Source organism: Achromobacter sp. KK8, assembly GCF_054188005.1.
Map to the genome: position 1 here is coordinate 4,453,711 of NZ_CM135178.1, position 22,080 is coordinate 4,475,790.

The 22,080-nt window shown below is 69.0% G+C and carries 21 protein-coding genes; 7 read left to right on the forward strand and 14 right to left on the reverse strand.

Annotation, left to right across the window (positions count from 1 at the left end; translation table 11 throughout):
* Window positions 1-3 precede the first annotated feature (3 nt).
* Both rocF and ACVN9Z_RS20685 read right to left on the reverse strand, forming a co-directional pair.
* Complete coding sequence (gene rocF / locus ACVN9Z_RS20680; RefSeq protein ID WP_150100387.1) at window positions 4-942, reverse strand: arginase; 939 nt, start codon at window positions 940-942, stop codon at window positions 4-6.
* Window positions 943-944: 2 nt separating this feature from the next.
* Window positions 945-1,097 (reverse strand): hypothetical protein, encoded by a 153-nt coding sequence (locus ACVN9Z_RS20685; RefSeq protein WP_155523066.1) that lies wholly within the window; start codon window positions 1,095-1,097, stop codon window positions 945-947.
* Between ACVN9Z_RS20685 and ACVN9Z_RS20690 the strand changes: the two genes are divergently transcribed.
* Together ACVN9Z_RS20690 and ACVN9Z_RS20695 are read left to right on the forward strand one after the other, a co-directional pair.
* Complete coding sequence (locus ACVN9Z_RS20690; RefSeq protein WP_006386469.1) at window positions 1,096-1,917, forward strand: MetQ/NlpA family ABC transporter substrate-binding protein; 822 nt, start codon at window positions 1,096-1,098, stop codon at window positions 1,915-1,917. The genes ACVN9Z_RS20685 and ACVN9Z_RS20690 overlap by 2 nt on opposite strands.
* Before the next feature lie 133 nt (window positions 1,918-2,050).
* On the forward strand, window positions 2,051-3,022 hold the full coding sequence (locus tag ACVN9Z_RS20695; RefSeq protein ID WP_006386470.1) for a GGDEF domain-containing protein: 972 nt from the start codon (window positions 2,051-2,053) through the stop codon (window positions 3,020-3,022).
* Between the two features lie 9 nt (window positions 3,023-3,031).
* On the opposite strand, the gene ACVN9Z_RS20700 is transcribed toward ACVN9Z_RS20695, so the two are convergent.
* The gene (locus ACVN9Z_RS20700) at window positions 3,032-4,243 is read right to left on the reverse strand and encodes an MFS transporter (RefSeq protein WP_458212568.1); all 1,212 of its coding nucleotides are present in this window, start codon (window positions 4,241-4,243) and stop codon (window positions 3,032-3,034) included.
* A gap of 92 nt (window positions 4,244-4,335) precedes the next feature.
* Here ACVN9Z_RS20700 and ACVN9Z_RS20705 point away from each other — a divergent pair, with 92 nt between their 5' ends.
* Window positions 4,336-4,791, forward strand: a complete 456-nt coding sequence (locus ACVN9Z_RS20705) for an Lrp/AsnC family transcriptional regulator (RefSeq protein ID WP_006386078.1) — start codon at window positions 4,336-4,338, stop codon at window positions 4,789-4,791.
* Between the two features lie 51 nt (window positions 4,792-4,842).
* On the opposite strand, the gene ACVN9Z_RS20710 is transcribed toward ACVN9Z_RS20705, so the two are convergent.
* From ACVN9Z_RS20710 to ACVN9Z_RS20745, 8 genes are all read right to left on the reverse strand, one after another.
* Window positions 4,843-6,009 (reverse strand): metallophosphoesterase, encoded by a 1,167-nt coding sequence (locus ACVN9Z_RS20710; RefSeq protein WP_054506582.1) that lies wholly within the window; start codon window positions 6,007-6,009, stop codon window positions 4,843-4,845.
* A 113-nt stretch (window positions 6,010-6,122) separates the two neighbouring features.
* Window positions 6,123-7,331, reverse strand: coding sequence for an alpha-hydroxy acid oxidase (locus tag ACVN9Z_RS20715; protein WP_053497998.1), 1,209 nt, complete (start codon window positions 7,329-7,331; stop codon window positions 6,123-6,125).
* Window positions 7,332-7,493: 162 nt separating this feature from the next.
* Window positions 7,494-8,360: an archaetidylserine decarboxylase gene (gene asd, locus ACVN9Z_RS20720; RefSeq protein ID WP_047990735.1), complete on the reverse strand. Its 867-nt coding sequence runs from the start codon at window positions 8,358-8,360 to the stop codon at window positions 7,494-7,496.
* 150 nt (window positions 8,361-8,510) lie between these two features.
* Window positions 8,511-10,145, reverse strand: coding sequence for an ATP-binding cassette domain-containing protein (locus ACVN9Z_RS20725; RefSeq protein ID WP_020927567.1), 1,635 nt, complete (start codon window positions 10,143-10,145; stop codon window positions 8,511-8,513).
* A gap of 204 nt (window positions 10,146-10,349) precedes the next feature.
* Window positions 10,350-11,231, reverse strand: a complete 882-nt coding sequence (locus tag ACVN9Z_RS20730; RefSeq protein WP_458212569.1) for an HpcH/HpaI aldolase/citrate lyase family protein — start codon at window positions 11,229-11,231, stop codon at window positions 10,350-10,352.
* A 12-nt stretch (window positions 11,232-11,243) separates the two neighbouring features.
* Entirely contained in the window at window positions 11,244-11,963 is a 720-nt protein-coding gene (locus ACVN9Z_RS20735; protein WP_035182282.1) for a response regulator transcription factor, read from the reverse strand.
* A 377-nt stretch (window positions 11,964-12,340) separates the two neighbouring features.
* The gene (locus ACVN9Z_RS20740; RefSeq protein ID WP_006386071.1) at window positions 12,341-12,847 is read right to left on the reverse strand and encodes a hypothetical protein; all 507 of its coding nucleotides are present in this window, start codon (window positions 12,845-12,847) and stop codon (window positions 12,341-12,343) included.
* Window positions 12,848-12,969: 122 nt separating this feature from the next.
* Window positions 12,970-13,572 carry a GNAT family N-acetyltransferase gene (locus tag ACVN9Z_RS20745; RefSeq protein ID WP_024068785.1) on the reverse strand — a complete coding sequence of 201 codons (603 nt, stop codon included), beginning with the start codon at window positions 13,570-13,572 and terminating at the stop codon, window positions 12,970-12,972.
* 128 nt (window positions 13,573-13,700) lie between these two features.
* Here ACVN9Z_RS20745 and ACVN9Z_RS20750 point away from each other — a divergent pair, with 128 nt between their 5' ends.
* A complete protein-coding gene (locus tag ACVN9Z_RS20750; RefSeq protein WP_054445017.1) occupies window positions 13,701-14,936 on the forward strand; it encodes an NAD(P)/FAD-dependent oxidoreductase in 1,236 nt (411 codons plus the stop codon).
* Between the two features lie 12 nt (window positions 14,937-14,948).
* On the opposite strand, the gene ACVN9Z_RS20755 is transcribed toward ACVN9Z_RS20750, so the two are convergent.
* Window positions 14,949-16,070 carry a 3-deoxy-7-phosphoheptulonate synthase gene (locus ACVN9Z_RS20755; protein WP_006386068.1) on the reverse strand — a complete coding sequence of 374 codons (1,122 nt, stop codon included), beginning with the start codon at window positions 16,068-16,070 and terminating at the stop codon, window positions 14,949-14,951.
* Window positions 16,071-16,271: 201 nt separating this feature from the next.
* Between ACVN9Z_RS20755 and ACVN9Z_RS20760 the strand changes: the two genes are divergently transcribed.
* Window positions 16,272-17,498, forward strand: a complete 1,227-nt coding sequence (locus ACVN9Z_RS20760) for an EAL domain-containing response regulator (protein WP_006386067.1) — start codon at window positions 16,272-16,274, stop codon at window positions 17,496-17,498.
* Window positions 17,499-17,532: 34 nt separating this feature from the next.
* Here the strand turns inward: ACVN9Z_RS20760 and ACVN9Z_RS20765 are convergent, their stop codons facing one another.
* Window positions 17,533-19,179 carry a mucoidy inhibitor MuiA family protein gene (locus tag ACVN9Z_RS20765; protein WP_458212570.1) on the reverse strand — a complete coding sequence of 549 codons (1,647 nt, stop codon included), beginning with the start codon at window positions 19,177-19,179 and terminating at the stop codon, window positions 17,533-17,535.
* Between the two features lie 138 nt (window positions 19,180-19,317).
* A complete protein-coding gene (locus tag ACVN9Z_RS20770) occupies window positions 19,318-20,226 on the reverse strand; it encodes a LysR family transcriptional regulator (protein WP_006386065.1) in 909 nt (302 codons plus the stop codon).
* Window positions 20,227-20,330: 104 nt separating this feature from the next.
* Here ACVN9Z_RS20770 and ACVN9Z_RS20775 point away from each other — a divergent pair, with 104 nt between their 5' ends.
* Window positions 20,331-21,626, forward strand: coding sequence for an MFS transporter (locus ACVN9Z_RS20775; protein WP_458212571.1), 1,296 nt, complete (start codon window positions 20,331-20,333; stop codon window positions 21,624-21,626).
* A 29-nt stretch (window positions 21,627-21,655) separates the two neighbouring features.
* Window positions 21,656-22,045, forward strand: a complete 390-nt coding sequence (locus ACVN9Z_RS20780; protein ID WP_020927577.1) for a VOC family protein — start codon at window positions 21,656-21,658, stop codon at window positions 22,043-22,045.
* The last annotated feature ends 35 nt before the right edge of the window (window positions 22,046-22,080 follow it).

The following is a 22,080-nucleotide window of genomic DNA, read 5'->3' on the forward strand; positions in this document are numbered from 1 at the left end:
GCGTCAGGCGCCGCGGCGCACCAGCGTCGACTTGCCGAACAGGCTTTCGATCAGGTCCACCGCCAGGTCGGCGGTCTTGTTGCGCACGTCGAAGGCGGGGTTCAGTTCGACCACATCCAGCGAGCGCATCAGCCCGGTGTCGGCGATCATTTCCATGCACAGTTGCGCTTCGCGGTAGGTTGGTCCGCCCATCACGGTGGTGCCGACACCGGGCGCGATCTCGGGGTCGAGGAAGTCGACGTCGAAGCTCACGTGCAGGTGGGTGTCTTCGTCCAGCCCGGCCAGCGCCGCTTCCATCGTTGCGCGCATGCCCATTTCGTCCAGGTAGCGCATGTCGAACACCTCCAGGCCGGCCTGGTGCACCAGGCGTTTTTCGCCCTCGTCGACACTGCGGATGCCGATCTGGCGCACCCACGACGGATCGATGTCGGGCGTCTGGCCCGACATGCCGGTGATCTGGGCCGGGCCATGGCCGCACAGGCAGGCCACCGGCATGCCGTGGATGTTGCCGGTCGGCGTCAGGGCGTTGGTGTTGAAGTCGGTGTGCGCGTCCAGCCACAGCACGCGCAATTTCTTGCCCACGGCGCGGCAATGGCGCGCCACCGCGCTGATCGAGCCGATGCCCAGGCAATGGTCGCCGCCCAGCAGAATGGGCAACGCGCCCTGCGTCAGGGCCTGGTACATGGCATCGTGCACGGCCTGGTTCCAGGCGGTCACTTCGTCCAGGTGACGATAGCCGTCGACGGGCGGTTGCCACGGATTGGCCGGGCCGTAGAGATTGCCGCGATCGGTGACCTGGAAGCCCTGCGCCTCGATGACGGGGCCGATGCCGGCCACGCGCAGCGCTTCGGGGCCCATCGAGGCGCCGCGCGCGCCCGCGCCGATGTCGGTCGGGGCACCGATCAGGGTGACTTGGTTGGGCAGGGTGGCGGTGTTTTGCAAGATCAGGCTCCGTCATGCGGGGTTTCAATGCTGGCATCGAGTGTAGCGCCGTGGCGCGACGCCATCGCCATTGCGCGACCAAGGCCTTTGGCCGCGCGGCGGCGGCGCTGCGGCACAATACCCGGGTCGAGCGATTTCTTTCCGGACGATTCCATGTCATTGCACTCCCTGTTCCTCATTCTGGCGCGTGGCGCCGCCGCGGCCGCCCTGGGGCTGGCCTGCGCCGCCCCGGCGCTGGCCGCCGACAAGCCGCTGCGCATCGGCCTGATTCCGTCCGTGGCCAACGGCGCCACCGAACTGGCGGTCGCCGAGGCGCGCAAGGCGGGGCTGGAAGTCGAACTGGTGGAGTTCAGCGACTGGGTGCTGCCCAATATCGCCGTGGCCGACGGTTCGATCGACGCCAACTTCTTCCAGCATGAACCGTTCCTGCAACTGTTCAACGCGCGGCGCGGCGCCGGCCTCGTTCCCATCGCCTATGGCTATTCCACCACCATCGGCCTGTTTTCGAAGAAGCTCAAGAAGGGGCAGCCCCTGCCGGACGGCGCCACGGTCGCGGTCCCCAACGATCCGGTCAACACCGGCCGCGCCTTGCTGTTGCTGGAGTCGATCGGGCTGATCAAGCTCAAGCCGGGCGTGGCGCATCGGGCCACGATCGAAGACGTGACCGACAACCCCAAGCGCCTGAAATTCGTGCAGATCGAAGGTTCGCAATCGGCGCGCGTCTTCGACGACGTGACCGCGTCGGTCACCTACACCACCTTCGCCAAGCAGGCCGGGCTGGACGAGAAGGATGGCCTGGCCTTCGACAACACCGATCCGGCCAATGTGCGCCGCTACGCGATCCGCTGGGTCGTCCGGCCCGATCACGCGCAGGACCCGCGGCTGCTGAAATTCATTGCCATCTACCAGAACTCGGAGGCGGTCAAGGCCAGGCTGCGCAGCCTGTATGGCGACCTGATCGCCTTTCCCTGGTAGACGCCGCCGGGCATGACGGCGAATTGACGTTTCTTGGCAGTCACGGCGGCGGCCAGCACGTATACTGGCCGCGCCTTCTCACGCCCCAGGCGAATGCCGCCGGGCCGCGACGATTCTTCCTGCCAGCGAACCCATGCGACTCGTTTCCTCGAATGACGCCCTGACTGTGCCGCAGCCGCGCGTCGCCGAGACCGACAGCGGCAACGCCGGGGACCCGCGCGACCAGGAACTGGCGCGCCTGCGCCAGGTGGTGGCGCAATACGAGGCCCTGTTCCACGAGGCCCCGGTGTTGATCAACGCCTTCGACGAACATGGCAAATGCAGCTTGTGGAACGAGGCCTGCGAACGCCGCTTCGGTTGGACCCGTGAGGAAATCAACCGCCACGCCGAACCGCTGGCGCTGTTCTATCCCGACCCGGACATCCGCGCGCGCGTGCTCGACAGCGTCGGATTCGCGGCGCATCGTTCGTTCCGTGAATGGCACCCGCTGGCGCGCGATGGCGAGCGCCTGTCGGTGCTTTGGTCCAATGTGCGGCTGCCGGACGGCAGCGTGATCAACATCGGCATGGACATGACCGAGAGCCGTCGCAACGAGGCCGCCCTGGCACGCCTGGCCAAGGTCGATGGCCTGACCGGTTGCTGGAGCCGCGCGGAAATCCTGCAGCGCATGAAAGCGATGCTGGAGGCCGCCAAGCGCGGCGCCCGCCATACGGCGCTGATGCTGGACCTGGATTATTTCAAGCAGGTCAATGATCGCTATGGCCATCTGGGCGGCGACGCGGCCCTGCGCCATTTCTGCGACCAGTTGCGGGCCTGCCTGCGCGAAGGCGATTCGGTGGGCCGCCTGGGCGGCGAGGAATTCGTGGTGTTGCTGGCCGACGCCGACAAGGACGTGGCGCTGGCGGTCTGCGATCGATTGCGCCTCAGCCTGCGCCAGCATCCCGCCAATATCGATGGCCAGGCGCTGGTGCTGTCGGCCAGCGGCGGCGTGACCGGTTTCCTGGAAACCGACGCCAGCATGTCGGATGTGTTGCGGCGCGCCGATCTGGCGCTCTACCAGGCCAAGCGCGCCGGACGTGATTGCGCGGTGGTGCTGCCGTCCTGAGGCCGGGCGTCAGGCAGTGACGCGGCCTTCACGCGTGCGGCGGCCGTTCAGGCGCCAGTGCAGGCCAAGCGCGGCCAGGGCCAAGGCGGCCGCGGCAACCAGCCCCAGGCTCTCGAAACCCGCGTGGGTATAGAGCGTGCCGGCCACGGCCGTGCCGACGCTGGCGCCCAGATAAGTCGTGCAGGTATTGAGACCCAGCACCGCGCCGCGTTCCTCCGGGCGGGCCCGCGACAACAGCAGCACCAGCAGGTTCAGGCTCAGTTGCGAAGCGGCGCCCCACAGCACGGCCAGGGCCAATACCGCGGCCAGCGCATGCGCCGCGGGCAACAACGCCAGATAGACCGCGCTGAGGGCGGCCAGCGCCAATGGCAATGCGCGGCGCGGGCCAAGCCGTTCGATCAGGGGCGCGCCGGCCAGGCCGGCCAGCAGGAAGCCGGCGCCATAGGCGAACGCAATGAAGCCGACCTGGCCCGCGGACAAGGCCAACAGGGTCCGCACGTGGTCGGCCAGGAAGGCATAGACGCCATAGAATGCGGACGAGAATGCCAGGCAGCCCAGCAGCAGCACTGGCACGTCGCGGTAGGACAGCGGCGCCAGCAGGCGCGACAGGCGCGGCGGCGCGGCATGGGCGCCGCGGCGTTCGGGCAGCTTGCGCAAGCCGGCCAGGGCCACCGCCGCGCAAAGGGCCAGCACGCCGTAGGTGGCGCGCCAGCCGATGGCGTCGGAGATCAGCGCCGACAGCGGCACGCCGGCCACCAGCGACACCGACCAGCCCGAGATCACGCGGCCCAACGCCCGCGTTTCCTGTCCGGCGGCGGCCACCAGCGACGCCGAACCATAGGCGGCGGGCAGGATCACGCCGGCGGCGGCGCCGGCCACTGCCTGGGCCAGGGTCAGGACGATCCAGTGCGGCGCGCCGGCCGACAGCAGCAAGGAGCCGATCAGCACGGCCATCGCGATCAGCAGCGAGCGGCGGATGCCCCAGCGGTCGATCCGGGCCGCCAGTAGAAAGGCGCTGGCGGCGGTGGCCGCGCCATAGGCCGAAATCGCCGTGCTGACGGTGAGCGGCGTGCTGGCGAACGAGCGCGCCACATCGGCAAGGATCGGACTGAGGGCCAGGCCATTGGAGCCGACTACGCTGACGGCGAACATCAAGGCGGGAATGGCGGGGGGAAGCGGCTGGCGGCGCGAGGGCTCGCGAGCGGTGTTGCGGTTCTGCATTGCGAGGATTTTATTGGAATAAAATAAGGGTTAATACCGATATTCCCTTATCCCGTAAAAGTTCGAATGCCGTTAGGCAGAACCAGATTCCAATGCCAGATCTCGACGACCGCGACCGAAAACTATTAACGCTGCTGGCGGATGACGCCTCGCCGAGCTACGCCGAATTGGGCAAATTGCTGAACCTGTCGGCGCCCGCCGTGCACGAACGGGTCAAGCGCCTCAAGCGCGACGGCCTGATCAAGGGCATCGCCGCCAAGCTGGACGGCGCGCGCATCGGCCGTCCGCTGTTGGCATTCATCCACGTCGACACCAACAACTGGAGCATCACCCAGCAGGTGCTGGGCCTGGCGGAGCTGACCGAAGTCGAGGAGATCCACACCATTACCGGCAAGAGCGCCATGCTGCTCAAGGTGCGGGTGCGCGACACCCAGGCGCTCGAGGCACTGCTGGCGCGCATCCACCAGATCGAGGGCATCACCAACACCACCAGCGATATCGCGCTCACCAGCTACCTGGAGCGCGGACCGTTGCCGGAGGATGCCTGAGGCGCGGCCCGCCTGGCGCCGGCCGGGCGCGGGAGCGCCGCAGACGTGCCGTCAAGGCGTGGCCGGCCGCAGCCGCAGGCGGGTGATCTCGGAAGGCGCGCCCAGGCGCTTGGGCGGGCCCCAGTAGCCGGTGCCACGGCTGATGTAGATCCACATCCCGCCGAGCCGGTGCAGGCCGGCCGTGTAGGGCTGCTGGAACCGCACGAAAAAGCCCCACGGAAAGAACTGGCCGCCGTGCGTGTGGCCCGACAGCTGCAAGGTGTAGCCCAGCGGCGCGGCGGCGGCCGCGCTGCGCGGCTGGTGCGCCAGCAGGATCCTGGCCTGGGCGTCGGGCGGCGCGCCGGCCAGGGCGGCGGCCGGATTGCTGCGCTGCTGCGGGTCGAATGCGCCCGCGTTGTAGTCGGTGACCCCGGCCACCACCACCGGCAGGCCGGCCGGGTGGATCACGGCATGCTCGTTCATCAGCACCCGCAGGCCCAGGCGGCGGAACTCCGCCACCCAGGGCGCGGCGCCTGAATAATATTCATGGTTGCCGGTCACCAGGTAGGCGCCGAAGGGCGCGCGCAACAGGCCCAGCGGGCTGGCCTGGGCCGCCAGTTGCTCGACACTGCCATCCACCACGTCGCCGGTGATCGCGATCATGTCCGGCGCCAGTTCGTTGACGGCGTCGACGATGGCCTGCACATAGCGTCGCTTGATGGTCGGGCCGACGTGGATATCGCTGATCTGGGCAATGGTGAATCCGTCCAGGTCGGCCGGCAGGCCGCGGACGGGCACATCCACCGTCACCACGCGCGCCCGCCGGCGGGCGTTGTAGAAGCCCAGCAGCGTGGCGGCCAGCGCCAGCGCCGCCACCGCCAGCGCGCTGGCGCGCCGCAGCGCGGGCCAGGGCAGGTCCGCGCTGATGGCCAGGCCGGCCAGCCATGTCACCAGCAATGCGGCGTCGCGCAGCACCGTCAGCACGAACAGCGACGAAAACAGGCCCATGGCGATCAGGCCCACCCAGGCGATGCGGTCGCCCCAGGGCGGATGCACCGAGGAACGGCCCAGCATCCCCAACGGAATCAGCACGCACGACAGGATCAGCAGCAGGATGGCGGCGGCGGCGCCGGGGCCGTCGAAACCGGCATCGGGGATGAGGCGGGCGCCCACATAGACGTGGGCCAGCGCGCCCAGGGTCAGGAAGCGCAGGAAAAACGAGGATTGGCGTAGGGACACGGGCGGCGGGGCGAGGGCGGGCGCGCAGGCCCGCCCGGCGATAGCGGGGGAACCGCCATTCTATGCCGTGCGCCCGCGGGCCGGCGCGCCGCGGCCGCGCCCGGCCTCCCGGTTCATGCCGGCGCCAGCAGGCCGGCGTTCATCTCTTCCAGGCGATTGATGCCGAGCATGGCCATGTTGCGGTCCACTTCGGCGCGCAGCAGGCCGATGGCGTGGGCCACGCCGGCCTGGCCGCCGACCGCGGCGGCATAGTTGAAGGGGCGGCCGACGAACACGAAGCGCGCGCCCAGGGCCAGCGCCTTGAGCACGTCGCCGCCGCGGCGCACGCCGCTGTCCATCATCACCGGCATGGCGCCTGCCTCGGCCACCACGCCGGGCAGGGCGCGCAACGGCGAGATCGCGCCGTCGAGCTGGCGGCCGCCGTGGTTCGAGACGATGATGCCGTCCGCGCCGTGTTCGCGCGCCAGCCGCGCGTCCTGGGGATGCAGGATGCCCTTGATGATGAGGGTGCCTGGCCATTGGCGGCGGATGCGCGCCACGTGTTCCCAGCTGAGATGGTCGCGCGCGCTGAAGTCGCGCAGCACCGACGCCGATACGATGGGCGCGCCGCGAGTGGCGAACGAATTCTCGAAATGCGGCATGCCGTGAGCCAGCAGCGTGCGCAGGAAGGTGCCGGCCAGCCAGCGCGGCCGGGTCAGGCCGTCCCAGGCCAGTCGCAGGCTGGGCTTGAGGGGCGTCGAGAATCCGGTGCGCACGTTGTTCTCGCGGTTGGCGGAGACGGGGATGTCCACCGTCAGCACCAGCGTTTCATAGCCGGCGCGGGCCGCGCGCGCCACCAGCGCGTCGATGCGCGCGGGATCGCCGGGCAGGTAGGCCTGGAACCAGGTGCCGGGCGCCTGCTCGATGACTTCTTCCAGGGGGATCAGCGCGGTGCCGCTGAGAATGGCGGGAATGCCCTGTTCGCGGGCGGCGCGCGCCAGCACGATATCGCCGCGATAGGCCGACAGTGCGCTGATGCCCATGGGCGCGATGCCGAATGGCGATTCGTAGCGCTGGCCGAACAGTTCCGTGTGCTGGCTGCGGCCCGACACGTCGACCAGCACCCGCGGCTGGAACGCGTAGCGGCCGAAGGCGTCGCGATTGGCTTGCAGCGACTGGTTGTCCTCGGCGGCGCCGGCGACGTAGCCGAATATCGGGCGTGGCAGGCGCCGGCGCGCGGCGGCCTCGAAATCGTCCAGGGACAGCATGCGCGCCAGGGCGCGGGCGGGACGGGGCGTGGCGCGGGTCGCGGACGCGGGGGCGGGCAGGACGCTCGTAGTCATTGGAGGACGCGAAAAACCTCCAATCTACCCAGCCCGCCTGATCGTATAAAGCGAATAAAACCGCTATTGCCTGTTCGCTTTTTCCGGACAACACGGCACCGCTGTGCGAACTGCCGCGCTCATCGGTTTGCGCGGTCGCGCGAACCGCCGCGTTCGTCGGTTTCAGTCCCGCGGCAGCGCCAGCAATTCGCCCATGCGCACCGGGCCACGCACCGAGGGCGTGTCGGCCCAGCGGATCCTGTCCGGCCCGAACAGCACGATCGCGGTCGAACCCAGCTTGAAGCGGCCCATCTCGGCGCCCTTGGCCAGATGGATCGGCGCGCGCGCGGCGTCGTCGTAGCGCACCGCCTTGACGCGGCGCTTGTACGGCGTGACCAGCCCGGCCCACACGGTTTCGATCGACGCCACGATCATGGCGCCGACCAGCACCACGGCCATCGGCCCGTGTTCGGTGTCGAACAGGCAGACCACGCGCTCGTTGCGCGCGAACAGGCGCGGCACGTTGCGCGCGGTCAGCGGGTTGACCGAGAACAGCCGGCCCGGCACATGGATCATCTCGCGCAGCGTGCCGGCCACCGGCATGTGGACGCGGTGGTAGTCCTTGGGCGACAGGTAGATGGTGGCGAATTCCCCGCCCTGGAAGGGCGCGGCGCGTTCGGCGTCGCCGCCGAGCAGTTCGGTCAGGCCGTAGCTGTGGCCCTTGGCCTGGAAGATGCGGCCATGTTCGATGGCGCCCATCTGGCTGATGGCGCCATCGGCGGGGCACAGCACGCCGCCGGGCTCGTCATCGAGCGGACGGGCGTCCGGCTTGAGGGCGCGGGTGAAGAAATCGTTGAAGCAGTCGAAGGCCAGCGCGTCTTCCTGCTCGGCTTCGCGCATGTCCACGCCGTACTTGCGTACGAAGCGCGAGATCATCCAGTTCTTGATCGCGGGTTCCCGGCAGTCCGAGGCGTAGCCGAAGAGGCGCGACACCAGGTGATGCGGCGCGAGGTATTGGCTGGCGAGGAAGAGTTGGTCTTTGATCGGCATCTAGGGCGCTAAAAAACGCGTCCCGCGGACAGCGGGACGTGGTTGGGGTTGACGCGAATAGGCCTGCGCCCGGCGTGCAAACGACGCGATTGTAACGCGTTCGTCCCGCCAGTGGACCTCCTGTCGGAAGGTGTTTGCGGCGGCGCCCGCTCAGGCGGCGGCCTTGGCCGACAGCTTGGTCTTGTAGAGCCAGTCCTTGTAGTCGTCCAGGTCGCCGTCGAACGGGCTGAAGCGGCCGTCGGCGACGATGATGAACTGGTCGGTGGTGGCGCGCAGCAGGTGGCGGTCGTGAGAGACCAGCACCAGCGTGCCTTCGAACTGCGCCAGCGCGGTGGTCAGCGCTTCGCGGGTTTCCAGGTCCAGGTGGTTGGTGGGTTCATCGAGCAGCAGCAGATTGGGGCGCTGCCAGACGATCAGCGCCAGCGCCAGGCGCGCCTTCTCGCCGCCGGAGAAGGGCGCGATCGAGCTGGTGGCCATGGCGCCGTTGAAATTGAAGCTGCCCAGGAAGTTGCGCAGTTCCTGTTCGCGCACCGTGGGCGCGATCTTGGTCATGTGCCACAGCGGCGATTCGTCGTGGCGCAGCATCTCGACCTGGTGCTGGGCGAAGTAGCCGATCGACAGGCCCTTGTTGAACTGCGTCTCGCCGGCCAGCGACTGCAACTCGCCGGCGATGGTCTTGATGAAGGTCGACTTGCCGGCGCCGTTGATGCCCAGCAGGCCCAGGCGCTGGCCCGCCTGCAATGAAAAGTCGATGCCCGACACGATGATGCTGTCGGAGGTGACGCCGCTGTCCTCGTCGGTGTTGCGGTAGCCGGCGCTGACCTTGTCCATCGTCAACAGCGGATTGGGCGCGCGCAGCGGCTCGCGGAACTCGAACGAGAACTCGGCCGCGGCGCGCAGCGGCGCCACTTCTTCCATGCGGGCCAGCGCCTTGATGCGGCTCTGCGCCTGGCGCGCCTTGCTGGCCTGGGCCTTGAAGCGGTCGATGAAGGATTGCAGGTGCGCGCGCTGGCGCATCTGCTTTTCGATCATGCCCTGCGCCAGTTCCAGTTGAGCCGCGCGCTGGCGCTCGAACGACGAGTAGTTGCCCGAGTAGCGCTTGAGCTTGCGTTCGTCGATGTGGACGATGACGTTGACCACGCCGTCCAGGAAGTCGCGGTCGTGCGAGATGACGATGAGGGTGCCCGGATAGCGCTTGAGCCAATCTTCCAGCCAGATGATGGCGTCCAGGTCCAGGTGGTTGGTGGGCTCATCCAGCAGCAGCAGGTCGGACGGGCACATCAACGCCTGCGCCAGGTTCAGCCGCATGCGCCAGCCGCCGGAGAAGCTGGTGAGCGGCAGCTGCATCTGCGCCTGCGTGAAGCCCAGCCCGGTCAGCAATTGCTCGGCGCGCGAGTGCACCGTGTAGGCATCGGCGTCGGCCAGCGCGGCGTAGATATCGGCCATGCGCAGGCCGTTCTCGGCGCTCTCTGGCTCCGCTTCCAGCGCGGCCAGCTCGGCTTCGAGCCTGCGCAGTGTGACGTCGCCGTCGATGGCGTATTCGATGGCGGGACGGTCCAGCGCGGGCGTTTCCTGCGCCACGTAGGCCATGCGCCAGCTGGCGGGATAATCGAGGTCGCCCTGGTCGGCGTGCAGCGTGCCGCGCAGCAGGCCGAACAGGCTCGACTTGCCGGCACCGTTGGCGCCGATCAGGCCGATCTTGTCGCCGGGGTTGAGCAGCAGGTCGACCTTGTCGAACAAGGGCTTGACGCCGCGCATCAGTGAAACTTGTTGGAAGCGGATCATGAATCGTGTGGCTGGAGGGCGCGCAGGGCGCGCGGCAAGGCTCCCGCCACAAGCTGCGGCGCAAAAAGGGGAACCGTGGAGGAATCGCGCCGGCGGCGTGGCAGGGTGGGCCGCGCCAGGCGCGACAGGCGGATGGGGCAGGGCGCCCATCCGATCGCGGCCGCTATTGTAGCTGGCCGCGCAGGCCGTCGCCCCGCGTGGTGTTCAGTCCGGATCCGGTTGGCCGGCGATCGCGGCGGCCAGGGCCAAGAGGCGTTCGGCTTCGCGCGCATGCAGGTTCTCGACCAGGGCGCCGTCGACCACCGCCACGCCCCGGCCCGCCGCCCGCGCCGCGTGCCAGGCTTCCAATCGCCTGCGCGCGCTGGCCAGCTCGGCGTCGGTGGGCGCGAAGGCGGCATTGGCCGCTGCGATCTGCCTGGGGTGGATCAGTGTCTTGCCATCGAACCCCTGGTCGCGCCCCTGCTTGCAGGCGGCGGCCAGGCCGGCGTCGTCGTTCAGGTCCAGGTGCACGCCATCGAGGACCGCCAGGCCATGGGCCCGCGCCGCCAGCACCGCCAGCGAGCGCGCCAGCAGGGTTTCGTGGCGTTCCGGGGTATGACGCGCATGCAGGTCCTTGACCAGGTCGGAGGTGCCGACCACGATCGCGGCGAGGCGGGGATGGCCGCCGGCGATGGCGTCGAGGCGCAGGAATCCCAGCGGCGTTTCCGCCATGGCCCACAGCGGCAAGGTGGCGGGCGCGCCAGCAGCATCCAGGGCGCGCGCCAGCGCATCGAGTTCGACCGCCGATTGCACCTTGGGCAGCAACACCGCGTCGGCGCCGGCGCGCGCGATGGCGCGTGCATCGTCCAGGCCCCACGGCGTATCGAGGGCGTTGATGCGGACCACGCATTCGCGCCGCCCGTAGCCGCCGGCGCGCAGGGCGGCCACCACCTGTTGCCGCGCAAGCGCCTTGGCGTCCGGCGCGACCGCGTCCTCGAGGTCGAGGATCAGCGCATCGGCGTCGAGGTCGCGGGCCTTGTCCAGGGCGCGCGCATTGGCGCCAGGCATGTAGAGGACGGAACGGCGAGGGCGTGCGGTCAGTGGCATGGCGGCGGTTGTTCAGGACTGGAGGTTGCCAACGATCTGCACGGGCATGGTGCAGACGTAGCCGACGCCATAGACCGTGCGGATGCCCATGTCGGCGCCCGCCTGCGCCCGCAGTTTGCGGCGCAGGCGGTGCATGTGGGCATCGAGCCGATGCGTGTCGTAGGCTTCGGCGCTGGCGCCCAGGGCCTCGACCAGCCGGCCGCGCGAAAGCGGCAGCGGGGCGGCCTGGATCAAGGCGCCGATGAGGCGGCTTTCGGTATCGGTGATGTCGACGTGGACGCGCTTGGGCGACACCAGCATGCGGCGCGCCGGGTCGAAGCGCCAGATCTCGGCGGAGGGGGCTTCGGGGTCGACGGCCGGCACCACCCGCAGGCGTCGCGACAGCGACACCAGCGTCGCGCCCAGTTCGGCCAGGTTGACGGGCTTGGTGAGGTAATGGTCGGCGCCCAGGCTCAATCCCGACACCTTGTCTTCGCTCAGCAGGCGGCCGGTCAGCATGATGATGCCCATTGACGGATAGGTGGTGCGCAAGTGCGACACCCGCGCCAGGCCATCGCCGTCCGGCAGCATGGCGTCCAGCACCAGGATGCCTGGCGTGACGCTCAGCAGCAACTGGTCCAGCTCGGCCAGCGATCCGGCGGTGAGGATGGCTTCGCCCAGGCCGAGGTCGTGGATGAATTCGGCGATGGTGTCGCGCCAGTCCCCGTGATCGTCGACGATGATGATGGTCACGGCGCCGGACAAGCTAGCGGTTGTGCTCGAGGCGCTCCAAGGGCAAACACGCTTTCCGCTCCTTTCATGCTACGGCTTCTTATTGGTGTGGGTGAGTCCGCCGGGCGCGGGCGCCGGACCGGAAGGCACGCCAACCGGTGTGGTCCCCTCGAGGCGCTTCGCGGAGAATATCATTATCGCCGTTGCGGCGGCGCCGCATATTGCGATGCAACGCGCCCGACGCGGCCGGCCCGGCCGAGGAAATGGGGCTGATCAAAAAATGCGCAGCCCCTGCCGCGTGGCGGGAACGGCCAGCAGCCGTGCGCGGGCGACTTTTTTATCCACAGAAACTGTGGATAAAAAACAGCGGCTGGAAGTTGTTCACCGCCAGGGCGCCATCACTCGGCGCCCGTTCGCGGGTCCGCCAGGTATTCGACCGGCACGCCCTGCGGCACGCGGCGCACGCGGTCGCGTTCGATGCGGGGCGGAGCGAATCGCGTCTTGCGCGCGGCCGCATTCTGCAGCAGGACCGACAGCACCGCGCCCTTGTCCTGGATCCATTGGGTCTTGCCGCGCAGCAGCTTCATCGCATTTTCCGCGGTTCCCAGTTTGTAGGACATGGAGTTGATCTGCACCGCGTTCTTGCCATCGAAAGCAGACTCGTCCTGCTCAGTAATGGCCGCCGCGTCGAGGTTGTTGCTTTCGTGGTCGACGCGGTAGATGAATTTGATGCCGCTGAACGGGTCGCGCACGACGACGAGCTTGTCCGAACCCGAGACGTCCGACAGCATGCCGATGACCGGCGACTCGACCAACTGGTTGCCCCGTTGCTCTTCGGTGTAGATGAAGATGCTGCGGCGATTGTGCCCGAGCGACGCGGGCGGGGCGAGGGGAGAACGATCCATACCTGACTTGAGAAGGGCGGGGAGGGGCAGAACCCGTCCCGCGGTACTGCGTTAACGGCCTCGAGTCGCGGGAACTTGAGTGCCGGCCATGATGAAACCACAAAGAGCGAGCGCCGCGACGTTCAGGGCGCGCGCCGCAGGCGCGCCAGCAGGCGCGCTTTGGCGGCCGGCCAATCGTCGTCGAGGATGGCGAAATAGACCATGTCGCGGGTGCGTCCGGACTGCGCGATCAGGTGCTTGCGAAACACGCCTTCCTCGACGCCGCCGATGCGCAGGATGGCTTGCCGCGATTGCACATTGGCCGCCTCCGTCTTGAATACGACGCGTATGATACCAATTGTTTCAAAGGCGTGCTGCAATAAAAGATATTTCGCTTCGGTGTTGGCGCCGCTGCGCTGGCTGGCGGGTGTCAGCCAGGTGGCGCCGATCTCCAGGCGCCTGTGCGGCAGCGCGATATCCATGTACCGGGTCGTGCCGATGACCTGGCCGTCGGCGCGGCGGACGATGGCGAACGGCAGGCAGGCGCCCGCCGCCTGGCCCGCCAGGGCGCGTTCGACATAGCGGCGCATGTCCGCGGCCGAAGCCACCGGTTCGGGCTGCAGCCGCCACAGCTCCGGATCGAGGCCGACTTGCGCGAGCGGACCCGCGTGGTCCAGCGTCAGGGGTTCCAGACGCACGATCTGGCCGTCGAGCGTGACCGGTTGAAGGGAAGCGGGGGCGGGCATGGCGTGGCTCCGTGAGCGCGTCGGGGTCGGGCGCGGACCGTCGTGGCAGGCCTCCCCGGGGCGACGGATGATTCTACGCCCGCGGTCGAGGCTTGCCGAACCCCTCGCGGCGGCGCAGAATGCCGCGCATGAAAACAGACGTGGTAGTCCTGGGCGCGGGTATCGTCGGCGTGAGCGCGGCGCTGCATCTGCAGGCGCGCGGCCGCGCGGTGACCCTGCTGGACCGGCGAGGTCCGGGCGAGGAAACCAGCTACGGCAATGCCGGGCTGATCGAACGCGCCAGCGTCATTCCCTATGCCTTTCCGCGCGACTGGCGCAGCCTGTTGCGCTATGCCGGCAACCGTCGGCCCGACGTCCGCTACCATGCGCGCTTCCTGCCGCGCATCGCGCCCTGGCTGCTGCGCTACTGGTGGCATTCCGCGCCGTCCCGGCTGGCGCGGGCGGCCGCCGCCATGCTGCCGCTGATCGAGCGCAGCGTGGCCGAGCACGATGCGCTCAAGGACGCGGCCGGCATCGGCCGGCTGTTCCGCCGCAATGGCTGGATCGACGGCATGCGGACCCAGGCCAGCCTTGATGGCGCGGTCGCCGAGGCCGCCGCGCTGGCGGCCTACGGATTGGATTACGCGGTGCTGGACCGCCAGGGGCTGGCGGCGCTGGAACCGTCATTGTCGTCGCGCCTGGTGGGGGCGATCCATTGGCGCGATCCGGTCAATGTATCGGACCCGGGAGCGGTGGCGCGCGGCTACGCGGCCTTGTTCCAGCAACGCGGCGGCACACTGGCGCGGGGGGATGCGCGCACGCTGGAGTCGGTGTCCGGCGGCTGGCGGGTGCGTGGGGTGACGGGGCCGCTGGAGGCGCGCGACGTGGTGGTGGCCCTGGGTCCCTGGTCGCCCGATGTATTGCGACCGCTGGGATATCGCATACCGATGGCGGTCAAGCGCGGCTATCACCAGCATTTCGCGCTGGAGAACGGCGCCGCGCTGTCGCGGCCGGTGGCCGATATCGACAGTGGCTTCGTGGTATCACCCATGACGCTGGGCCTGCGCCTGACCACCGGGGCCGAGTTCGCACCGCGCGACGCGGCGCCGACGCCGGTACAGGTGGCGCGTACCCGGGCGCTGGCGGCGCAACTGCTGCCGCTGGGCGCCGCGGTGGAGAAGACGCCCTGGATGGGATGCCGGCCGTGCATGCCGGACATGCGGCCGGTGATCGGCCCGGCGCCGCGCCATCCGGGATTGTGGCTGGCGTTCGGCCATGCGCACCATGGCTTCACGCTGGGGCCGGTGACCGGCAAGCTGCTGGCCTGCCTGGTGACGGGGCAGGCGCCGGACATGGACCCGGCGCCTTACGCCTTGAACCGCTGAGGCGGCGCCGGTTCAGGCGTGGGCGCGGCGCTCGCGCACCGCTTGCGCCAGCAGGTCCAGCACCGGCAGCGTCTGGGCCCAGCCCAGGCAGGCGTCGGTGATCGACACGCCATGGCGCAACGGCTGGCCCGGCTTGAGATCCTGGCGGCCTTCCTCGAGGTGGCTTTCGATCATCACGCCGGTGATGCGGCGATCGCCGCGGCTGAGCTGGGCGGCGATGTCGCGCGCCACGTCGACCTGGCGCAGGTGCGACTTGTTGGAATTGGCGTGCGAGCAATCGATCATGACCTGTTCGCGTTGGCCGGCGGCGCGCAGCACGGCGCAACAGGCGTCGACGCTGGCCGCATCGTAGTTCGGGCCTTGCTTGCCGCCGCGCAGGATCACGTGGGTGTCCACGTTGCCGCGGGTTTCGAAGATGGCGGCCATGCCCATCTTGGTCATGCCCATGAAGGCATGCTTGGCGCTGGCGGCGACGATGGCGTCGGCCGCGATCTGCACGCCGCCGTCGGTGCCGTTCTTGAACCCCAGCGGGCAGCTCAGGCCGGAGCTGAGCTGGCGATGGCTGGGACTTTCGGTGGTGCGCGCGCCGATGGCGCCCCAGGCGATCAGGTCGGCGATGTATTGCGGGCTGAGCAGGTCGAGGAATTCGGTGGCGATCGGCAGGCCCAGGCCGCTGATGTCCAGCAGCAGCTCGCGGGCACGGCGCAGGCCTTCGTTGATGCGGAAGCTGCCATCCAGGCGCGGGTCGTTGATGTAGCCCTTCCAGCCGACGGTGGTGCGCGGCTTTTCGAAGTACACGCGCATGACGACCAGCAGGTCATCGCGATACTGGTCGGCGGCGGCGCGCAGCTGGCGCGCGTATTCCATGGCCTGGGCGTGGTCGTGGATGGAGCAGGGGCCGACCACCAGCACCAGGCGGTCGTCGCGGCCGTGAAGCACGTCGGCGATGCGGGCGCGGCTGTCTTCGACCAGCGTCTGGATCTCGGCCGAAACCGGCAGTTCGTCCTGCAGCAGGGCGGGCGAAATCAACGGCCGCACGGCGCTGATGCGGGTGTCGTCCGTGCGGGTGTTGTCCTGGGTGGCGTCGGCCGTGCCGACCTCGCGGTCGTGCAGGGGATCGTCAATGCGGGTCAAGGGAAGCTCCGTGCCATAGATGCGGAAAAGAGCGTCATTATCGCACCGGCGGGCTTCGTCCGTCCGGGCTATGTCCCCCACGGTCTAGGCCGATCGGCGGCCGCGGGGGCGCAATAGGACCTAGCCCGTCGTCGCCGGCGCTACAGTCGCGGAAGATGCCGTAGCATGGAGGGACATGCCGACATCCCGAGGACGTGCGCGATGCCCAAGACCGACGCCGGTGCCAACCGACGGATCCTTCTGGTGGAAGACCACCCCGTGGAGCGGGCCTATCTGCAGAATATGCTGCTGGCGCTGGGCTATCGCCGGGTCGCGGGCGTGGGCAGCAGCACCGAAGCCGTCAGCGCGCTGGCGCGCCAGGCCTACGACGTGGTGATCAGCGACATCGTCATGGGCGAAGGTGACGGCACGCGCCTGCCGACCGAGTTGCGCCAGCTGGTCGACGGAGGCCGGCTCAAGAGCATGCCGCCCATCATCTGGATCAGCAGCCTGTCGGACGAACTGCTGCAGTCGCACGTGCGGCTGGCGCTGCAGGGCGGCTGCCCGTCGTCGCTGGCGCTGTCCAAGCCGGTCTCGCGCAACGCCATGCAGCATGCCGTCAAAATGGCCCTGCACAGCATCGAACACGGCACGACGGCTTCGCCGCGCCAGACGGCCGTGCGGCGCGATGAAATCGAGGCCGAACTGGGCCATGCGCTGAGTTCGGGCGAGGGCATGAGCGTGGTGCTGCAGCCGCAGGTCGACCTGGACAGCGGTCGCGCCGTCGCGGCCGAAGCGCTGTCGCGCTGGACCCATCCATCGTTGGGCGCCATTCCCGCCGTTGACTTCGTGCCGGCCGCGCACCGGCTGGGGCTGGACCAGACCCTGTTCAACCGCGTTGCCGATTGCGTGGTCGAGGTGCAGGTGGCGATGCACGCGGAGGGAATCGCGGTGCCGATCGCGATCAACGCATCGGCCTCGACGCTGTGCGCGCCCGGCCTGCCGGACGCGTTGGAAACGCGCGTGACGCAGGCCGGCCTGCCGACCCGCCTGGTCAAGGTGGAGCTTACCGAGGACGAGCCGGTCACCGACTGGTTGACGCTGTCGTCGGCGCTGAACCTGTTGCGTGTGCGCGGCTTCGAGCTGGCGATGGACGACTTTGGCGCCGGCATTGCGTCGATGCGGCTGTTTTCGGCCATGCCGTTCACGGAACTGAAGATCGACCGCGATTTCATCGTCCACATGCACCGCGAGCCGGCGTCGCGCGCGGTGGTGGCGGCCGCCATCGAAATGGGGCGCGTCCTGGGGCGCCGGGTGGTGGCCGAAGGGGTCGAGCAGGAGCGCGACATCCAGTTGCTGCGCGAACTCGGTTGCAAGGTGGCGCAGGGCTATGGGATTTCGGTGCCGCTGCCGCCGGACGATTTCATCGCGTTCTGCCGCCGGCGATGAGCGCCCCGGCGGCAGCCGCGAAGACGGTCGGTCCTCAGAGTCCGGCCACGTCGATGTCGCCCGGGTGATCGACCGAGAACTTGAACACCACGTCGCGCGACTTGCCCGGTTCCATTTCCCAGTTCCAGACCAGCACGCCGTCGTCCTCGCGCTTGATGTCGCGCTCGGCGGGCGACAGCAGCTTGACTTCGATCTTCTCGTTGCGCGAGATCGGCAGGTGATCCTTGAAGGTGACCTGTTCCTTGGTGGCCTTGTTGTTCTTGACGGTGATCTTGTACTCGTAGGTCACGCGCTTGCCGTTGCCGGAAAAACCGGTGCTTTCGGTGAAGCGATTGACCAGCTGGCGCTTGATCGAGATGCCGTCGTCGGCGCCCAGCGCCAGTTCGAGTTTCTCGCCCGGCATCACCGTCTTCATGGAAGAGGCGGCGACGAAGGCGTCATCCAGGAAGGTGTTGAGCGTGCCCGCCAGGAACGGGTAGTCGGTGCCGTTGCTGGCCAGGGCGGTCAGGAAGGCCGCCTCGCGCAGCGCCGGCGTGGATTGGTATTGCAGCGTGGCGGGCAGCTTGGCGGTGGTGATGGCGACGCGCTGCACGCTGTTGTCCGACGGCAGCGTGGCCGGGGCGCGGATCTGGAACGACGCGCTGGTGGCCTCCGACTGTACCGCGGCGGTCGAGTCCTTGACGTCTTCCAGCGCATACGCCGCCTCGTCGGCCGCCATCTCGGCACTGGCCTTGGCGCTCATGCGCGCGCGAGATTCGTTGCGCGCGACCGGCGCGGGGGCCGTCGCCGGCATCGGCCTGACAGGTTGCGGCGGCGCCGCCACATCGATGATCCACGGATTCAGCTTGGGCGCGCCGCCGCCCAGGGCTGGCCGCGCGGTCGACAGCGTCAGCTTGACGTTGTTCCAGTCCTCGCCGGTGTTCTGCCGGATGACGCCGAAATAACCCAGGTCGACGCTGCGGTCGGCGGGGCGCAGGCGCGCGTCGTAGGCGGGTGTCCACCGGGCCCCGGCGACTGCGTAGGAGACGTTCAGGTCGAGCTTGCCGGCGCGCGCCAGGTTGACGCGTAGCGTGACGGTCTTGGTGCGGCGGTTGAGCTGGCCCTGCAGCTGGCCCAATTCGCCTTGGGCGGCGGACAACTGGCGTTCCAGGTCTTCGCGTTGCTCGGCGACACGACGCAGGCCGGCCAGCACGCGGTTGAGCGTGTCGGCGCTGAGCGACTGGATCGCCTTCAGTTCATCCAGGGTCGGACGCGGACCCTCCTTGGCCGGTTCGGTGGCGCCCCGTTGCATCATCGCCACCAGTTCGCGCTGGTTCTCCAGCACCGCCGCCTCGTCGTCGAGCGCGGCCTGCTGGCCCTCGATCTTGCGGATCTGATCTTCCAGCTGCTTGACGCGGTCGTTGGGCGTATCGGCCTGGAAGGCGTCGCGCACCCGCACGTCCAGCAGGGTGGCCTGGCCGGTGCTCTTGGCGGACACCTGCAGCGAGTTTTCCTGCAGGCTGGCCGGCAGCTTTTCCAGCACCAGCTCGTGCTCGCCGGCCGGCAGGTCGCTGCTGGCGGCGCGGGTGACCACGGCGCGGTCCTGGTAGACCGTGACGGCGCCGATGGAGGAGGCCAGTCCGGCCGCCGCGGCCAGACCGGGAAGCGTGGCAAGGGCCACAGCCAGGAGAGTACGTTGCACGTGTGCACCTATGGGCGGGTTGCGCCGGCCGGGCCCCGCCAGGGGGCCGCTGCGGCGATAGCGCGACAATTTACAGGGCGCCGCGCCGCCGGGGTTTACAGGAGGTGACAAAGGCGACAAGGCGATACCGGGCGGGTTTCACGCTGGCGCCGCGTGTTCCGGGTGGGCCAGCCCCCGCAGCATCTGGACCGCGTTGCGCGCGGCGATGGAGCGGTCGTGGCGGCGGTAGGCCATGTCCAGCAAGGCATGCGGCGCATCGCCCTTGATCGGCCGGTACTCGATGCCTTGCGCGCCCATGTGGCGCATGGCCGCCGGCACGATCGAGATGCCCACGCCCGCCGCCACCAGGCTGACGATGGACGCCATCTGCGGCGCCTCCTGGATCACGCGGGGCGTGAAGCCGGCGCGCAGGCAGGCGCCCTGGATGGCATCGTACAGGCCGGCGCCGATCGGGCGCGGATAGAGCACGAAATCCTGGTCCGCGAGGGCGGCGATGGGCACGCTGCGCTTGCGGCTGAGCGGATGGCCGGGAGGCAGGGCGATCAACATCGGTTCGTCCAGCACGCGCTCGGATTCGAACTCCGGGTCAAGCACGTAGGGCGGCCGCACGAATGCCACGTCCACGGCATTCTCGCGCAGGCCGCGCAGCAGGCTGATGGTGTTGCTTTCCGTGAGGCTGATGCGCACGTCGGGATAGCGGTCGCGGAACGCCCGGATGGCGCGCGGCAGATAGGGATGGAACACGGCCGAGGCCGTGAATCCGACGGTGATGGCGCCATGCTCGCCCCGTCCGAGGCGGCGCGCCGTGTCGATGGCGCGGTCGGCGCTGGCCAGGATGGCGCGCGCGTCTTCCAGGAATTGGGCGCCGGCCTCGGTCAGTTCGACGCCGCGCGGCAGGCGCAGGAACAGCGGCGTGCCGATCTCGCGCTCCAGTTGCTGGATCTGCTGGCTCAGCGGCGGCTGGCCGATACCCAGCCGCGCGGCGGCGCGGGTGAAGTGCAGCTCGTCGGCGACCACGGTGAAATAGCGCAGGTGTCTCAGTTCCATCGTTATTAAATATAGCGAGTGCCGGTTTCATATATTGGACATATGCAGGGGAAAAGTCTACTTTGATCGCACGGGCCGTTGCCCGGTGTTTTTCGAGAATCCCGATGTCCACTGCTTCCGCCGCTTCCGCCTCCACCCCTGGCGCCGCGTCCCCCGCGCCGCAGCCCGATTACCTGGCGCGCGGCATGCCGGCCCTGCGGCGCGCCCAATGGGCGCTGTTCGCGGCCGGTTTTTCGACCTTTTCGCTGCTGTATTGCGTGCAGCCGCTGATGCCGCTGTTCACGCAGGCCTTTGGCGTGTCCCCGGCCGAGAGCAGCCTGGTGCTGTCGCTCTGTACCGGCCTGCTGGCCATCGCCATCTTCCTGGTCGGCCTGTTTTCCCAGGCGTTGCCGCGCAAGCGGATCATGGCGCTGTCGCTGCTGGCCTCGGCCATCCTGGGCACGGCGGCGGCGATCGCGCCCGACTGGCACAGCCTGCTGGCGTTGCGCGCCCTGCAAGGCGTGGCGATGGGCGGGGTGCCGGCGGTGGCCATGGCCTACCTGGCCGAGGAAGTCGAACCCGACACGCTGGGCTTCGCGATGGGGCTGTACATCAGCGGCAGCGCCTTCGGCGGGCTCTCCGGCCGCGTCATCACCGGCCTGGTGTCGGATCATTTCGGATGGCGCGCGGCCCTGGGCACGCTGGGGCTGCTGGGCGTGGTGGCGGCCGTGCTGTTCATCTGGCTGCTGCCGGCCTCGCGGCGCTTCACGCCGCGGCGCCCGCGCGGCTGGGCCGGCGTGGCCGGCGACGTGCGAGCCGGCATCGGCGCGCATCTGCGCAACGGCCCGCTGTGCGGCCTGTTCGCCATGGGCGGCCTGTTGATGGGCGCGTTCGTCACGGTTTACAACTATGTCGGCTTCCGCCTGCTGGCGCCGCCGTTTTCGCTGAGCCAGACGTTCATCGGCTTCATTTTCGTGGTGTACCTGGTCGGCATTTTCGCTTCCACCTATTTCGGCCGCCTGGCCGATCGCCATGGACGCGGCGCCATGCTAGCGGCCGCGACCGGCCTGGCGCTGGCGGGCCTGCTGCTGACCCTGTCGGATGCCTTGCCGCTGCTGATCGCGGGCATCGTGGTGTTCACCTTCGGATTCTTCGCCGCGCATGCGGTGGCCAGCGGTTGGGTCGGCCAGATGTCGCGCGGCTACAAGGCCTTGGCGGCTTCGCTGTACCTGCTGGTGTATTACGTCGGCTCCAGTGTGCTGGGTTCGCTGGGCGGACATTTCTGGACCGATGGCCGTTGGCCGGGCGTGGCCGCGATGGCCGGCGGCCTGCTGGCGTTGGCATTGCTCATCAGCGCGGCGCTGTACTGGCGCACGGCGCGTCTGCCGCAAGCGCCCGCGGTCGGGGGGAGCGCGTCATAATCGCATGCCCCCCATCCTGGAGACCGCGCATGTTTTCGCATGTTTGCCTTGGCGTCAACGATTTCGATCGTGCCCATGCTTTCTATTCCGTCCTCACGCAGGCGCTCGGGCTCTCGCCGCGCTTTCTCGAGCGCGAGCGGCCGTGGGCAGGCTGGCAGCCGGCCGGCGGCGGCCGCCCGTTACTGGTGATCGGCACGGCCTACGATGGCGCGCCGGCCGCGCCGGGCAATGGGCAGATGACAGCGTTCCTGGCTGAAGACCGCGCCACCGTGGATCGTTGCCACGCACTGGCGCTGGCGCACGGCGGGCGCTGCGAAGGGCCGCCGGGCCTGCGGCCTGAGTACCACGCGAATTACTACGGCGCCTATTTCCGCGACCCCGACGGCAACAAGCTGTGCGTGGTGTGCCATGCGGCCTGACGCGGCCGGTCTTCGCAGTTTCGGTACGGCAGGCG

Bases quoted from the DNA above. Each gene is read 5' to 3' on its own strand.
- ACVN9Z_RS20690 (WP_006386469.1), top strand. From the start codon at position 1,096: ATGTCATTGCACTCCCTGTTCCTCATTCTGGCGCGTGGCGCCGCCGCG.
- ACVN9Z_RS20685 (WP_155523066.1), bottom strand. From the start codon at position 1,097: ATGGAATCGTCCGGAAAGAAATCGCTCGACCCGGGTATTGTGCCGCAG.
- ACVN9Z_RS20695 (WP_006386470.1), top strand. From the start codon at position 2,051: ATGCGACTCGTTTCCTCGAATGACGCCCTGACTGTGCCGCAGCCGCGC.
- ACVN9Z_RS20700 (WP_458212568.1), bottom strand. From the start codon at position 4,243: ATGCAGAACCGCAACACCGCTCGCGAGCCCTCGCGCCGCCAGCCGCTT.
- ACVN9Z_RS20705 (WP_006386078.1), top strand. From the start codon at position 4,336: ATGCCAGATCTCGACGACCGCGACCGAAAACTATTAACGCTGCTGGCG.
- ACVN9Z_RS20715 (WP_053497998.1), bottom strand. From the start codon at position 7,331: ATGACTACGAGCGTCCTGCCCGCCCCCGCGTCCGCGACCCGCGCCACG.
- asd (WP_047990735.1), bottom strand. From the start codon at position 8,360: ATGCCGATCAAAGACCAACTCTTCCTCGCCAGCCAATACCTCGCGCCG.
- ACVN9Z_RS20725 (WP_020927567.1), bottom strand. From the start codon at position 10,145: ATGATCCGCTTCCAACAAGTTTCACTGATGCGCGGCGTCAAGCCCTTG.
- ACVN9Z_RS20730 (WP_458212569.1), bottom strand. From the start codon at position 11,231: ATGCCACTGACCGCACGCCCTCGCCGTTCCGTCCTCTACATGCCTGGC.
- ACVN9Z_RS20740 (WP_006386071.1), bottom strand. From the start codon at position 12,847: ATGGATCGTTCTCCCCTCGCCCCGCCCGCGTCGCTCGGGCACAATCGC.
- ACVN9Z_RS20745 (WP_024068785.1), bottom strand. From the start codon at position 13,572: ATGCCCGCCCCCGCTTCCCTTCAACCGGTCACGCTCGACGGCCAGATC.
- ACVN9Z_RS20750 (WP_054445017.1), top strand. From the start codon at position 13,701: ATGAAAACAGACGTGGTAGTCCTGGGCGCGGGTATCGTCGGCGTGAGC.
- ACVN9Z_RS20760 (WP_006386067.1), top strand. From the start codon at position 16,272: ATGCCCAAGACCGACGCCGGTGCCAACCGACGGATCCTTCTGGTGGAA.
- ACVN9Z_RS20770 (WP_006386065.1), bottom strand. From the start codon at position 20,226: ATGGAACTGAGACACCTGCGCTATTTCACCGTGGTCGCCGACGAGCTG.
- ACVN9Z_RS20775 (WP_458212571.1), top strand. From the start codon at position 20,331: ATGTCCACTGCTTCCGCCGCTTCCGCCTCCACCCCTGGCGCCGCGTCC.
- ACVN9Z_RS20780 (WP_020927577.1), top strand. From the start codon at position 21,656: ATGTTTTCGCATGTTTGCCTTGGCGTCAACGATTTCGATCGTGCCCAT.